The sequence below is a fragment of the Geobacillus proteiniphilus genome (assembly GCF_001908025.1).
Lineage (GTDB): Bacteria > Bacillota > Bacilli > Bacillales > Anoxybacillaceae > Geobacillus > Geobacillus proteiniphilus.
The window spans coordinates 1-14873 of sequence record NZ_MQMG01000015.1; the positions used below are offsets into that span (position 1 = coordinate 1).

General features: G+C 48.6%; 12 protein-coding genes and 2 pseudogenes. 10 read left to right on the plus strand and 4 right to left on the minus strand.

The window, feature by feature from the left end; all coding sequences use genetic code 11:
* The first annotated feature begins 131 nt into the window (after window positions 1-131).
* Both BRO54_RS06885 and BRO54_RS06890 read left to right on the plus strand, forming a co-directional pair.
* Window positions 132-1268, plus strand: coding sequence for an IS110-like element ISGka2 family transposase (locus BRO54_RS06885; protein ID WP_074043529.1), 1137 nt, complete (start codon window positions 132-134; stop codon window positions 1266-1268).
* 561 nt (window positions 1269-1829) lie between these two features.
* The gene (locus tag BRO54_RS06890) at window positions 1830-2858 is read left to right on the plus strand and encodes a hypothetical protein (RefSeq protein WP_074043530.1); all 1029 of its coding nucleotides are present in this window, start codon (window positions 1830-1832) and stop codon (window positions 2856-2858) included.
* A gap of 146 nt (window positions 2859-3004) precedes the next feature.
* Here BRO54_RS06890 and katA read toward each other — a convergent pair whose 3' ends face one another.
* Window positions 3005-4471 (minus strand): catalase KatA, encoded by a 1467-nt coding sequence (katA, locus tag BRO54_RS06895; protein WP_044744909.1) that lies wholly within the window; start codon window positions 4469-4471, stop codon window positions 3005-3007.
* Window positions 4472-4984: 513 nt separating this feature from the next.
* Between katA and BRO54_RS20980 the strand changes: the two are divergent.
* The 3 genes and pseudogenes from BRO54_RS20980 to BRO54_RS20500 all read left to right on the plus strand — a co-directional run.
* Window positions 4985-5138: pseudogene (locus tag BRO54_RS20980) on the plus strand (alcohol dehydrogenase); the annotation flags it as partial.
* Window positions 5139-5253: 115 nt separating this feature from the next.
* Window positions 5254-5904 carry a transposase gene (locus BRO54_RS20495; RefSeq protein ID WP_223812913.1) on the plus strand — a complete coding sequence of 217 codons (651 nt, stop codon included), beginning with the start codon at window positions 5254-5256 and terminating at the stop codon, window positions 5902-5904.
* Window positions 5795-6517: pseudogene (locus tag BRO54_RS20500) on the plus strand (transposase); the annotation flags it as partial. The gene BRO54_RS20495 and the pseudogene BRO54_RS20500, both read left to right, overlap by 110 nt.
* 210 nt (window positions 6518-6727) lie before the next feature.
* On the opposite strand, the gene BRO54_RS06905 reads toward BRO54_RS20500, so the two are convergent.
* On the minus strand, window positions 6728-6925 hold the full coding sequence (locus BRO54_RS06905; protein WP_011230519.1) for a YbxH family protein: 198 nt from the start codon (window positions 6923-6925) through the stop codon (window positions 6728-6730).
* A 151-nt stretch (window positions 6926-7076) separates the two neighbouring features.
* Here BRO54_RS06905 and BRO54_RS06910 point away from each other — a divergent pair, with 151 nt between their 5' ends.
* From BRO54_RS06910 to BRO54_RS19810, 5 genes are all read left to right on the plus strand, one after another.
* Entirely contained in the window at window positions 7077-9053 is a 1977-nt protein-coding gene (locus BRO54_RS06910) for a methyl-accepting chemotaxis protein (RefSeq protein WP_074043531.1), read from the plus strand.
* 92 nt (window positions 9054-9145) lie between these two features.
* Window positions 9146-9418 carry a hypothetical protein gene (locus BRO54_RS06915; RefSeq protein ID WP_074043532.1) on the plus strand — a complete coding sequence of 91 codons (273 nt, stop codon included), beginning with the start codon at window positions 9146-9148 and terminating at the stop codon, window positions 9416-9418.
* The gene (locus BRO54_RS06920) at window positions 9418-12270 is read left to right on the plus strand and encodes a 2-oxoglutarate dehydrogenase E1 component (RefSeq protein ID WP_074043554.1); all 2853 of its coding nucleotides are present in this window, start codon (window positions 9418-9420) and stop codon (window positions 12268-12270) included. The genes BRO54_RS06915 and BRO54_RS06920 overlap by 1 nt, the downstream gene beginning before the upstream one ends.
* 31 nt (window positions 12271-12301) lie before the next feature.
* A complete protein-coding gene (gene odhB / locus BRO54_RS06925) occupies window positions 12302-13570 on the plus strand; it encodes a 2-oxoglutarate dehydrogenase complex dihydrolipoyllysine-residue succinyltransferase (protein ID WP_074043555.1) in 1269 nt (422 codons plus the stop codon).
* Between the two features lie 119 nt (window positions 13571-13689).
* Window positions 13690-13845, plus strand: a complete 156-nt coding sequence (locus BRO54_RS19810; RefSeq protein ID WP_161496648.1) for a hypothetical protein — start codon at window positions 13690-13692, stop codon at window positions 13843-13845.
* On the opposite strand, the gene BRO54_RS06930 is transcribed toward BRO54_RS19810, so the two are convergent.
* Entirely contained in the window at window positions 13839-14093 is a 255-nt protein-coding gene (locus BRO54_RS06930; protein WP_074043533.1) for a hypothetical protein, read from the minus strand. The genes BRO54_RS19810 and BRO54_RS06930 overlap by 7 nt on opposite strands.
* Before the next feature lie 148 nt (window positions 14094-14241).
* Window positions 14242-14529, minus strand: a complete 288-nt coding sequence (locus BRO54_RS06935) for a hypothetical protein (protein ID WP_239691224.1) — start codon at window positions 14527-14529, stop codon at window positions 14242-14244.
* Window positions 14530-14873: the final 344 nt, after the last annotated feature.

Consider the following 14873-nt stretch of genomic DNA (forward strand, 5'->3'; position numbering starts at 1 on the left):
CACTGGGTGCACCACCCATTGTCCGCCCTTTCCCGATGCGGAGGAAAGGTGACGACGAACGGAAAACTGCCGCATTTCTCCCGTGGATTCGCTGTTTGCGCACTCGATCATCGAAAAGGAGGATTTTCATCATGGATGTCATCTATCCTCGCTGCGCAGGATTGGATGTTCATGCCGAAACCATCGTCGCCTGCGCGCTATGGGAAGAAGATGGACACATTCAAAAGGACATTCAAACCTTCTCCACGTTCTCGAAAGGACTTGGCGACCTGCTTGAGTGGCTCGAAGACCATGGGGTCACCCATGTCGCCATGGAATCCACCGGCGTGTATTGGAAACCGGTCTTTGCCTTCCTCGAGGGCTATGTCGACTTGACTTTGGCCAATCCGCAGCGGATCAAAAATGTCCCGGGAAGAAAAACCGATGTCTCTGACGCCGAGTGGATCGCCAAGCTGCTCCGCCATGGACTCGTTGAAAAAAGTTTCGTCCCCCCAGCGGATATTCGCGAATTGCGGGATTTTACCCGCCTCCGCAAAAAGTGGGTCGGACAGCTGACTTCGGAGAAAAACCGGATTCAAAAAGTGCTCGAGTCTTCCAATGTCAAACTCGGCTCGGTCCTCTCCGATCTCTTCGGCGTTTCCGGAAAAGACATCCTCGCCCGGCTGCTGGAGAAGGGATACGTGGACAAGGACGAGTTGGATCAATGCCTGCGCGGAAGGCTCAAAAAGAAAAAGCAAGCGGTGTACGATTCGCTGCTCGGCACCTTGACCGAACACGAGCTCCGTCTCCTTCGCCTCTTGTGGAAACACGTTGAGGAATTGGAGCAGTTAATCGAAGAAGTCGACCAGCACATCGACCGCCTGCTCGAGCCGTATCGCGAGGAAGTGAACCTGCTGATGACCATGCCCGGAGTGAAAAAACAAACCGCCGCCGTCATCATAGCCGAGATGGGAACCGACATGAGCGTCTTTGAAACGCCGGAACGGGCGGCTTCATGGACTGGATTGTCCCCCGGCAACCATGAAAGCGCCGGAAAGCGAAAGAGCACGCGCACGACAAAAGGCAATCCCCATCTCCGATCGGCGTTATGCGAGGCGGCATGGTCAGCAGCTCGATCCAAGACACATCCCTTGTCCCGAAAGTTTTGGTCGTTGGCGGCCCGGTGCGGGAAGAAAAAAGCCCTCATCGCCATTGCTCGGCGGATGTTGGTGATCATCTTTTGCATGATCTCCCGCAAAGAGCCGTTCCGCCAACCACAACTTATTTAGTCTAGCCAAAAGGCAGACAGGTTATACGAGATGCCTAAAATCGGGCACCTCTGCTTTCCTATTGCCTTTTTTGGCCATTTTCAGTATACCCTCACGGATCAGGAGCGTATACCGCACTCACCAAGTGGTGGGGATTTTCACGGAAAAAGAAATGGATTGGATTCCGACTAATTCTACCCGCATTTTATATGGCGGAGATGATCATTAGAAAACAATTGCCGTGGCCATTGGGTCCGTCTTCTATAAAAAAGAGTTAAAGTACTGTTCATCGCCGTCATCGTGCATGGACAGTGAAAATAGCGCATAAATCCGGTTTTTCTGCCGTCATCCCCAAACAGGAACGCCAGCGGACAAATGGTTTGGCCGCGACGAATTCACCGTTTGGGATAAGCATGCGCATCGCATGCCCAGTGGGCAAGATGCCGCTACTTATTCCGGCGGAAGTGATGAGTTTTATTCGTTCAGCGGCATGCCTGAACGGTTATAACATGTCAGGGAGGAGGGGATGGAGGAAATGAGAAAAAAAACCTGGCACCGCCCAGCTTTTTTAAATGCATTTTAATGAATATTCTTTTTCTTTTTTCTTTCTTTCCGGATGCGTTGGCGGCAGAAACGTTGCAAGCTTATCCCGATCAAAGTGGTTTTATCATTCAAGCGGATCGAATTGTAGGAAAAGGGCTTGTCCCGGGAATAGTCATCGGCGAAACGGGAAATAAAAAACTTCAGCCGATGATTCGGTTTCGCTTCGCTTCTGCTGAAATTTATGGACTAAAATTAATCAGGGAAATTCAGACAAATAACGGTTTGTTTCACATGATAATTTCATCAAAAGGAAAAGTCGAAGCAAGAAATTTAGTTGTCGACGCAACAGGGATTAGCTTTCAAAATCTTCAATTAAGGTTAGGCGAGCTTATCCCTGCGATTGAGTTGAAAAACGCCACTTTGCTCAGCTATTTTTTAACAGCTGATCATATTTCATTACAAGATATGGCGGTTGAATATCATGCTGGATCTTCAAATGCTAATATTCCTCCAACTGTACAAATTTTAAATAGACTATTTGGCATTACCTCTTTAGATAGTTTAAAAAGAGCAATAGATGAATTGATAAAAGAAAAAGCTGTTATTGTCGGGGAGGAAAACAAAGAAGGCGAACTGCAATCGGAAAAGGAGAATTCAAGTAAGGAGCCAGCTGACCAAGAGAATAATCAAAATGATTTGGATGATTTGGAAAATGGCAGCTTACCTAATAAAGAGCAGCAAAAAAATCCACAATCGGCAAATGAGCAAACTGACACAAAGCAATCATCGGTGAGCGAACAAACGCCTGAACAGGCACAAAATGGATCTGCAAATAGCAGTGCGAAACATACGGATTATCCAGAAGATTCTAAACAAAATAACAGTACGGAAAATGTTAAAGAAAATTTAAAATTAGCGCCGCATTCGGCAGCAAATGAAAAAGGATACTTGGAATCCGAAGAGCCAAGTATAAATTCTGGCGAACAAATAGAACAAGTGAATAATGTGCAAAAAAAGGAAGAGAACATCATAAGAAAATTGTTGGGATTATTAAATATTATTCCTTAATACCGATGACGATCTGTCAATTTTCCAAATTCATACTTATACACTCAAATTCCATGCCTTTATCGCATAAGGCAGCGACGAGACGATCCCGATGGGATTGGAATCACTTTATGCAAGGAGGTCCCAAAATGAGGGACATCCTTTTTTTATGATTTTGTCGTCACGTCATCCGGAACTTGCAAGCCAAGTCCTTCGGCAACGCGGCGGCCGTAGTCAGGGTCTGCTTTATAGAAGTGGCGGATTTGCCGCAATTTAATATCTTCTTTTGTGACTTGTTTCATCGATTCGACAATGTTTTTCACGAGACGCGCTTTTTCTTCTTCGCTCATGAGACGGTATAAGTCTCCTGCTTGCGTATAATGATCATCGTCGTCATATGGCACGCTTTCTGCCACGCCGGATACCGGGAATGGGGTCGTCTTATGTTCTGGCACTTCTGTCGGTCCGCCGAAGCTGTTTGGTTCGTAGTTGACCGAACCGCCTCCGTTATTATCAAAACGCATGAAGCCGTCACGTTGATAATTGTTTACTTCCACGCGCGGGCGGTTGATCGGAAGCAAGTTATGGTTCACGCCGACGCGGTAACGGTGCGCATCCGCATAAGCGAACAAACGGGCTTGCAACATTTTGTCCGGTGACGGCTCAACGCCAGGAACAAGGTTTCCAGGAGAGAATGTCGCTTGTTCGACTTCGGCAAAGTAGTTTTCCGGATTGCGGTTTAATACCATACGGCCGACTTCAATTAACGGATAATCTTTATGTGACCAAACTTTTGTGACGTCAAATGGATTGAAACGGTATGTTTTTGCGTCTTCTAGCGGCATAATTTGCACATATAATGTCCAAGATGGATAGTCGCCTTTTTCGATGGCGTTATATAAATCTTCCGTATGGTAATCCGGATTTTCTCCGGCGATTTTAACCGCTAGTTCCGGATCCATGTTTTTGACGCCTTGGTTTGTTTTAAAGTGGTATTTTACCCATACTGCTTCGCCGTCTTCATTCACCCATTTGAATGTATGGCTTCCGTATCCGTTCATATGACGGTAAGTGAGCGGAATGCCGCGATCCCCGAACAAATAAGTGACTTGGTGCAAAGATTCCGGAGATAAAGACCAGAAATCCCACATTGCTGTCGGATTTTTCAAATGTGTACGCGGATCGCGTTTTTGTGTATGGATAAAATCCGGGAATTTAATCGCATCACGAATAAAGAAAATTGGTGTGTTGTTGCCTACAATATCGTAGTTCCCCTCTTCTGTGTAAAACTTCACCGCAAAACCGCGCGGGTCGCGGACGGTATCCGCAGATCCCAATTCACCGGCGACAGTAGAGAAGCGGACGAACACAGGCGTGCGTTTTCCAACACCATTAAACACTTTTGCTTTTGTATACTTCGACATATCGTTCGTTACTTCGAAATAACCGTGCGCACCTGCGCCTTTCGCATGTACGACACGTTCTGGAACGCGTTCTCTATTGAAATGTGCCAGTTTTTCAAGAAGATGTACGTCTTGGATTAATGTCGGTCCGGGATTACCAGCCGTTATCGAGTTTTGGTTATCGCCAACAGGTGCTCCCCAACTAGTTGTGAGCTTTTTTTTATCTGACATCGTTTATTTCCCCCTATTTTCATTTTCGTCTTCATAACAAATGATAACATTTTTCAAATTAAAGTCAATACTTATTTATAATAATTATAAAAATATATTTATAATAAAATCATATTTAAAATAATATAACAACTATTCAGATAATTAAGTTGCCATATGTACGAAAATGCATAAGCTGTTATCAATATTATCGCTCCAACTGAAAATCATGATAGTGTCCATCCCTCGGTAGTTGGTTTGGCTGCTGAATGATTTTCAAGGTGGCGGATTTTTATGTGCATTTATGCATCCGTTATGAGTTTTGCATCTTCATTTAATTAAAAAAACGTCTGATTTATGCATATGACTCCTGATAAAAGAGAATTAGTATGATTTACAGTTGTTTTTCTATTAAGTAATGCAAAGCATCCTAATTTTAATTGATCAGCCCGAGACAATTTGATGTATTTAAGATTTTGGCTTTGATGAGAATTTATTAGGTTCATCATCAAAGGAGATCAAAGCCTAGACAGAAAAAATGTGGAGTTTCATATTGAAAAATTATGGATCCGTAACATTACGCTAACAACCGGCCTTGTCAATACGACTGACTTCTACACCGATGTTATTAAAAACGGTGGAGTCGAAAAAATTGAAAGTTATTAGGGAAAGTATCGAAAAGCATCGAGAAGGGATAATAAACGAAGAACTGCCCACATTTGTGGGCAGCTCAGCTTGTCGACAAAGTCGACAAGCTGTTTTATTATGAAGGTAAGACGAGGGAGAAATGGAGGAAAGGAACGATGCTTCGGCCACACCAAGAAGATGGGCGCTATACCGAAACCACGGTGAAACTGGATGATCTGGTTCCAGAGGATCACTTGGTAAGAAAGCTGGATGCGGCCATTGATTTTTCTTTTATCTATGATGTGGTGAAAGATCTCTACTCTCCTGATCATGGACGTCCGAGCATTGATCCAGTGATGTTGTTTAAAATGTATTTGATTCAGTATGTATTTGGGATTCGTTCCATGCGTGAAACCGTTGAACAAATCCGAACCAACGTTGCCTACCGTTGGTTTTTAGGACTTAGTCTTCATGATCCCGTTCCTCATCACTCGACGCCAAGTAAAAACTATGCGCGTCGTTTCGCTGGAACGGATGTATTCCATCAAATTTTTTCACGGATTTTAAAAGAAGCCTTTGAACACGGATTGGTAGATTCGAGTGTCTTGTACGTAGACTCCACTCATGTCAAAGCAAGCGCCAATAAAAAGAAGTTTACAACGGAAATGGCAGAAGTCGAAGCCAAAGCCTACCAACAGGAACTCGAAAAAGAAATCGAACGGGATCGGATCGCTCATGGAAAATCGCCGTTGCCATCTGAGAAAAAAAAAACGGGAAGTAAAAGTAAGCAAAACGGATCCGGAGAGCGGACTGTTGGTGAAAAATGAACGGGAGCGAGTGTTTGCCTATTCGTATCATACAGCTTGTGATCGCAACGGATGGATTCTACAGCCCTACGTGACGGCAGCCAACGTCCATGACAGTCAAGCGTTTTTTGTGCTGTTCGAACGAGTGAAACGGGAAATCCAATCATGTCCGGAAGCCGTGTGTGTAGACGCAGGATATAAAACTCCTGCCATTGCCAAGTATTTACTCGAACAAGGGGTAAAGCCGATTTGGCCGTACACTCGCCCGAAAACAAAAGATGGATTCTTTCGGAAATCAGATTTTGTGTATGACGAATATTTTGATTGTTATCTATGCCCCAATGATCAAGTTCTATCTTACTCTACTACGAATCGGGAAGGGTACCGAGAATACAAATCGGACCCGGCGGTGTGCCGAAGCTGTCCGTATCTTCATCAGTGCACGCAAAGCAAGAGCTACACCAAAGTAGTCACTCGCCACGTATGGCAGGACTACTATGAAGAAGCAGAGCATTTGCGGTATGTTCCGGAATACCGGGAACTCTATGCCCTCCGAAAAGAGACGATTGAACGGGATTTCGCCGATATGAAAGAGAAGCATGGTCTGCGCTGGACGCATTACCGGGGATTGGAAAAAAATGAGGCGCAGGCGATGCTTGTTTGTGCTGCCATGAATTTAAAAAAACTGGCGAATTACCTATGGAAGGCGAAGCACCGCCCTTTCTTTTCCTTTGCATGGCTTCCCATCCTACCCACTTTTTTTGAAAACATAGTCTATTTATGGAACAAAATGGGTTTCAGACGAATGTCTGAAACCCATTTTGTCAACAGTCTGCGGCCGCTGTTAGCGGCCGCGGGCTTTTTGCTCGACATACTCGCTCACAAGCGCTTCAATTTGCTGTTCATCGGGCTTTTCGCCGCGAAAGGGAAACACAATTTCATCGATGAATTCGCCGTTGCGGTAAACATGCAGCGCCCCTTTTTGCAGCAAGACGCTGTATTCGATCTCAAATCGATATCCTTCGTGTTCGATGGCGCCCAATTGTCATTCACCTTCCTCTCGTTTATTGTCTCATGTGCGTCGATTCGTTATGTATGAATTAAGAAGGTCCTCCTATAGACGGGGGCCGATCGTCCTTTGTATAATGAAAATTAGTGCGACAAAAAGAGGAAACAGAGGGGAGAAATAGCGAGTGTTCCGGACATTGCGCAGCAAATTGATCGTCTTGATGGCTTTATTGTTAGTTATTTCCTTGGCAGCGACGCAGCTCGTTGGAGTTGTGCAAATGCGGCGGATGGTTGACACTGATGTGAAACAACGGGCGCAGACGGCGCTCGATGGGTTGCTTGGCGACATTCGCGACAGTTTTCAAAGTGAAGAGAACAGCTTAGTGCAATTCAGTGAATCGCCGTTGGCTTTGCAAATGGTTCGGGACGAAAGCGCCTGGTCAGGGCTGGAAAAGCAGTTCCGCACGTTTTTGCGCTTGCATGAGAATGTGCAATTCATCTATATTGGCACTGAGCAGAAGAAAATGTACATCACGCCGATGACAGAGCTCCCGGACGGATACGATCCGACGAGCCGCCCGTGGTATAAGGAAGCGATGAAGCGGCCGGATGAAGTCGTGTGGACCGAACCTTATGTCGATGCCATTACCGGCAAGAACGTTGTGACGTTGGCCAAAGCGGTGAGCGAAAATGGCCGCATTGCTGCAGTCATCGGCATCGATATGACGCTCGATGCGGTGACGAGAATCGTCAATGCGAGCGACGTCGGCTATCACGGTTATCCGGTGCTGTTTGACTCGAAAGGGACGGCGGTCGTCCACCCGCAATATAAAGGAAAAAACATGGCCAAAAACGCAACGGTCCGCTATATGCTCGAACATAAAAAAGGGATGCGGGAATATGAACAAAACGGCGAACAGCGGGTTATGTATTTCACCACGATTCCGGAGCTCGGCTGGAAAGTCGGCGTCGTCTATAAAGAAAAGGACTTATCGGCGATGAGCCGATCGCTTGGGGTAAACATGCTTGTCATTACAGTTATTGCGCTCGTTGTGGCGCTTGTTGCCGTCTATTTCTTGGCGCGCTCGATCACAAGGCCGATTGCCGCGCTGCAAGAGCAAGTCGAAAAGGCGGCGGGCGGCGACTTGACGGTGCAAGCGCGTGTCACAGCCAAAGATGAGATCGGCCGCCTCGCCCGCCACTTCAATGACATGATCGACCATATGCGGACGCTGATCAGCGAGGTGAACCGCTCGGTCAATGAATTGGCCGTTTCGGCCGACCATTTGAGCGCTGTCTCGGAAGAAACGATGGCCACAAGCGAACAAGTGGCGAAAGCGATCGGCGAAATCGCCAAAGGAACGACCGATCAAGCGGGAAGCCTCGATACGATCAATGAGCGGACGACGGCGCTGTCCCAGCAAATCGAAGCGGTCACGAATGCGACGGCTGGCATGGAGTCGCTGTCCGATGAGACGAAAACCGCGAGCTACGATGGCTTGGAGCATTTAAACATTTTGCAGAAAAAATCGGAGGAAGCGAAAAATGAACTCGAGTCTGTAGAAAATGTCATTAGCGACCTTGTGAAAAAGATGGATGAAATTGACGGCGTCATTCAAACGATCACGGCCATTTCCGGACAGACGAATTTGCTGGCGTTAAACGCCAGCATCGAGGCGGCGCGGGCTGGCGAGCATGGCAAAGGGTTTGCCGTTGTCGCCGATGAGGTGCGCAAGCTGGCCGAACAATCCGCGAAAGCGACGGAGATGATCCGTGCGACGATCGTTGCCATCCAGCAGCAAGCCGGGCTGGTGATGGAAGCGGTCGGCCGCTCCAAGCAGGCGTACAACGAACAGCGGGAAGCGGTGCACACGACCGGCGATTCATTTGTCAAAATCACCGGCATGATGGAGCAAGTGGCGGCGGCGATCGCCGGGATTATGGAGGAAGCAAAGCGGATGAACGCAAGCAAAGACGATGTCGTTGGGGCGATGCAAAACATCGCCGCCATCGCCCAACAAGCAGCGGCAGCGGCGGAAGAAGTGGCCGCTTCGGCTGACGATCAGTTACAAGCCCTTTCGACAGTGACTGAATCGGCGGAGGCGTTAAGCGAAATGAGCCGGCAGTTGAAACAACTGGTGGAAAAGTTCAAGATTTCGTAAAAAACGGAAGGCGTCCCAACGGCAGCGGGGCGCCTTTTTTATCATCCCCCGCCGAGAAGACCCCACTTCCAAACGATTAGCGTAAGTGGGAGATGAAGGCCGGTCGGCGTTCGCCTAAAATCATGAATGTTCCGCCGCAACGCGGTCACGATCTTTTTTCTATTCATACAATGATAATAAGTGAAATTTTTTCAGCTTCTTCGTCGATTTTAGTGGGCGATAGTGCTAAAATAAACAGTGAAAACGTTTATACCGTTATTTTGCTGCACGTTCGGGAATACTGGCAGCTAAACGAGAGCTTTCACGCATGGATGGCTGTTGCCCAGCCCGAACGATGCGAAAACGAGGTGGAGGTTTTTTCATGATGGCAAAACAGACGAACTACGCTCAACCGTGGAGCCAGTTTTACGGGCCGAACCTCGGTTATGTCATCGAAATGTACGAACAGTATCTCGATGACCCAAACAGCATCGACCCGGAACTGAAACAATTGTTTGAACAGTGGGGGGCGCCGGTCTTGGAAGAACCGGTTTCTCCTGCGGATGATGAAGCAGCCAAAACGCATCAAACGTTTCGGCTGCCGGAGACGCCGACCGTTTTCAGCAAACTTGTCGCCGCTGTCAAGCTGGCGGACAGCATTCGCCATTATGGCCATCTGGCTGCCGATACGAATCCGCTTGTCAAAAAGGAGAAAAAGCTGCGCCGCTTGGAGCTTGACGAATACGACTTAACTGAAGAAGACTTAAAGCGAATTCCGGTCGCGTTTCTTTGCCCGCACGCTCCGGCGCATGTCAAAAACGGCTGGGACGCCATCTTGCATTTGCGCAAAATTTACACGGACAAAATCGCGTTCGAATTCTCGCAAGTACATAATCTCGAAGAGAGGAACTGGCTCATTCAGCAAATCGAGTCCGGAGCGTATTACCCGAGCTTGGCGAACAAAGAGCGGGTCGCTTTGTTGCGCCGCCTGACGGAAGTGGAAGGGTTTGAAAAGTTCATCCACCGGACGTATGTCGGGCAAAAACGGTTTTCGATCGAAGGGCTTGACGCCATGGTGCCGCTTTTGGATGAGCTCGTCCGCCAGGCGATCGAACATGAAATCGACGCCGTCAACATCGGCATGGCGCACCGCGGCCGGCTGAACGTGCTCGCCCATGTGCTCGGCAAGCCGTACGAAATGATTTTCGCTGAGTTCCAGCATGCGGAAAGCAAAAATTTCATTCCGTCCGAAGGGTCGGTGGCGATCACGTATGGTTGGACGGGCGACGTGAAATACCATTTGGGGGCAGCGCGCCGTTTGCGCAATAAAAGCGCCCATACGATGCGGATTACGCTCGCCAACAACCCAAGCCATCTCGAAGTGGTCAATCCGGTTGTGCTTGGCTACACGCGCGCCGCGCAAGAAGATCGGACGAAACCAGGCGTGCCGGTGCAAAATACCGATGCGTCGTTTGCCATCTTGATTCACGGCGACGCCGCGTTCCCGGGGCAAGGGATCGTCGCTGAAACGCTCAACTTAAGCCAGCTGCGCGGCTATACGACCGGTGGGACGATCCATATCATCGCCAATAACATGATCGGCTTTACGACGGAAAGCTACGATTCACGCTCGACGACGTATGCTTCCGATATGGCGAAAGGGTTTGAGGTGCCGATTGTGCACGTCAACGCCGACGACCCGGAGGCTTGTTTGGCGGCCGCATGCTTGGCGTTTGCCTACCGCCAGCGGTTTAAAAAAGACTTTGTCATTGACCTAATCGGCTACCGCCGCTTCGGCCATAACGAAATGGATGAGCCGATGGCGACGAACCCGACAATGTATGCGATCATCAACGAGCACCCGACCGTGCGCCAGCTGTATGCGCAAAAATTGATCGAGAAAGGGATCATCACCGAGCGGGAAGTCGACGAAATGGAGCAAGAGGTGGCCGAACGGCTGAAAATCGCCTACGAGCGGGTGCCGAAAAACGAAGACGAGCTTGATTTCATCATGGATCCGCCCAAACCGGTCGTCGATCGGCTGCCGGAAGTGAAAACGGGCGTGGCGAAAGACGTGCTCCATCGTGTGAACGAAGAATTGCTGCAGTTTCCGGACGGATTCAACGTCTTTAACAAGCTTGAGCGCATTTTAAAACGGCGAAGCGGTGTGTTTGCGCAAAACGGCAAAGTCGATTGGGCGCACGCGGAAATTTTAGCGTTTGCCACGATTTTGCAAGACGGTGTGCCGATCCGCTTGACCGGACAAGATTCGCAGCGCGGCACGTTTGCGCAGCGCCATTTGGTGCTCCATGACGTGAAAACCGGAGAAGAGTATGTGCCGCTTCACCACATCAGCGGCGCCAAAGCGTCGTTTGTCGTGTACAACAGCCCGCTGACGGAAGCCGCCGTGCTCGGCTATGAATACGGCTACAACGTTTACGCGCCGGAGACGCTCGTGCTTTGGGAAGCGCAATTTGGCGACTTCGCCAACATGGCGCAAGTGATGTTTGATCAATTCATTTCATCCGGCCGGGCGAAATGGGGGCAAAAATCCGGGCTTGTCATGCTCTTGCCGCACGGCTACGAAGGGCAAGGCCCTGAACATTCAAGCGGCCGCGTCGAGCGCTTTTTGCAGCTGGCGGCGGAAAACAACTGGACGGTTGCCAACTTATCGACGGCCGCGCAATATTTCCATATTTTGCGGCGGCAGGCGGCGCTGTTGACAAGAGAAGAAGTGCGTCCGCTCATCATTATGACGCCAAAAAGCTTGCTCCGTCATCCGCTGGCAGCGTCGGATGCGGAAGCGTTCGTTGACGGTGCGTTCTCGCCGGTGCTCGAGCAGCCGGGATTGGGCGCTGACGCTGGCAAAGTGGAACGCATCGTGTTTGGCACCGGAAAATTGATGATCGATTTGGCGGAACAAATCGGCAAAATGGAAGGTCTTGACTGGCTGCATATCGTGCGCATTGAAGAGCTGTATCCGTTCCCGGAAGAAGCGGTGAAAGACATCATCGCCCGCTATCCGAACGTCAAAGAGCTCGTCTGGGTGCAAGAAGAACCGAAAAACATGGGGGCATGGCTGTATATGGAACCGCGCCTGCGGGCGTTGGCTCCAGAGGGTGTCGACGTCAGCTACATCGGGCGGCGCCGGCGCGCCAGCCCGGCGGAAGGCGATCCGGTCGTCCACCGAAAAGAGCAAGAGCGCATCATCCGCTGTGCATTGACGAAGCATGAATGATGACTACGGAACATTTGAGGAGGGCATCAACGTGGCTGAGATCAAAGTCCCAGAGTTAGCAGAATCCATCACGGAGGGAACGATCGCCCAATGGCTGAAAAAACCGGGCGACTACGTGGAAAAAGGAGAATCGATTTGCGAGCTTGAAACGGATAAAGTGAATGTGGAAATTATGGCGGAAGAGTCGGGTGTTTTGCAACAGCTGCTTGCCAATGAAGGCGATACGGTTGCGGTTGGCCAAGCGATCGCCATTATCGGCGAAGGAGCGGCAGCACCGACTGCCGCTCCGCAAGCTGCCCCGCAGCCAGCCGATGAAACGGAAACGGTCGCGCCGGCCGACAGCAATGAACAGCCAGCGCCGCAGCCAGTCGCGGCCGCCCAAGCTCCGGGCCAACGACCGATCGCCTCGCCGGCCGCTCGAAAAATGGCGCGCGAAAAAGGAATTGATTTGACGCAAGTGCCGACCGTTGATCCACTTGGGCGCGTGCGCAAACAAGACGTCGCCTCGTTTGCCGCACAACCGGCCGCCGCTTTGCAGCCGGCTCCACAAGCTGCGCCGACGTCGACGCCGGCCGCCGTTCCAGCCGCTGAGGCCGGCAAGCCGGTCATCCGCGAAAAAATGTCGCGCCGTCGGCAAACGATCGCCAAACGGCTGCTTGAAGTGACGCAAACGACTGCGATGTTGACGACGTTCAACGAAATTGACATGTCGGCGGTCATCGATCTGCGCAAGCGGAAAAAAGATAAATTTTTCGAAGAGCATGACGTCCGCCTTGGCTTTATGTCATTTTTCGTCAAAGCGGCTGTCGCTGCGCTGAAAAAATATCCGTACGTCAACGCGGAAATTCAAGGCGATGAAATTTTGTTGAAAAAATATTATGATATCGGCGTCGCCGTGTCGACGGACGAAGGGCTTGTCGTCCCGGTTGTGCGCGACTGCGACCGGAAAAACTTCGCTGAAATTGAGCGCGACATTGCCGAATTGGCAGCGAAAGCGCGCAGCAACAAGTTGTCGCTCGCCGATTTGCAAGGCGGCACGTTTACGATTACGAACGGCGGCGTGTTCGGTTCGCTTCTGTCGACCCCGCTTCTCAACGGGCCGCAAGTCGGCATTTTAGGGATGCATTCGATCAAACTGCGTCCGGTTGCCGTCGATGAGGAGCGGATCGAAAACCGTCCAATGATGTACGTCGCCTTGTCATACGACCACCGCATCATCGATGGCAAAGAGGCCGTAGGGTTCTTAAAAACGGTGAAAGACTTGATCGAAAATCCGGAAGATTTGCTGCTTGAAAGTTGATTAGGAAGGAAAAGGGGAGCCTGCGATGCGCGGGCTCTTTCTTTTTCCCCGCCTTTCCTTGATCGGTGAATGATTTTCCATGTCTTACGGAACACTACCGGAAAAAAGGGGGGAATTTGATGCCAGAGCGTGGACGAAACGATCACCCGCACATGTTTTACCGCGACGGCGCCCCGATCTTCTTAATCTTATATTCGAAATGTGCAAAAGATAATAAAAAACCTGCACAAATGCAGGTTGCTCCATACTCCATGGACAAACACAACGCTTACTGATGATGATTGTTAAGAAAAGAAAACAAGCCCACAAACAAAAAAATCCCCCCTAGCGTTTTATAAGTGCTTATATATTCTTTTAACATTTGCAAATATTCTTGAGAATCCACAGAACCCCCCATGGATCGAACCCACGATGAGGCAAGGCGACTCCCTAATTCAGGGCTGTTTAACATTAACAACAATCCAATGAGAGAAAGAATAAGCGAAACAAACTTCATTCTGTTTGGGTCTTTTAAAATATTCATTTTGCATGCCTCCTTTTTAACTATCCGTTCTCTGCTTTACGCTGAATCCCCTAAACGTTGCAGGACTTCGCTCGGAAGTTTGGATGAATAATATGCCAATCGAGTAATGGCATGGTTCATATCGTTGTTAGATGAATAATTTTTAATTTCATTTAAATTGAAAAAACGCATAATATAAAAGTAATATACTATTCATGATAAGTGTAGCAAGTAAGATTTTATGGATAGTTGCTTTTCTCTCTCCAGCCTTTAAAAACTTAATTTGGAAAAATAAAAATAGGATATTCAAAAAGGTAGGCACCAAAGTATAAAAATACCTTTCATCACTAATGGATACTACGTTTGGATTAAACCAATAAACGAACACATCGGAACTTTGAATCATCAGGGTAAATAAAATAATAAACCATGAAATAGCTAACAAAATGATCTTCATGGACATTCCCCTTTTTAATAATAAATGTGTCCTCAGTAAGTTGGCAGAAGCAAAAAAAGAAAAGGGTAGCAAAAGAAACACTGTTGGAGAGCAGCACTTCCTTTTAAATCACCAGCCTTTAAACGAAAAATACGTTGTCAGTATCCATCCCACCCCTTTTTAACTTTTATTTTACAATTGTTCGCTTTGCTTGAATATCCATTAATGGTTTCGATTCTGCCGTAAGACGGGTTGACAGGGTCATGTTGGTTGTTTTGGGTCCCCATTCTTCATTCTCTTTTGAATTGATAAAGGAGGAAAATGACGAATGAGCGCGAATATGGTTACTTAACACCCATTCTTTT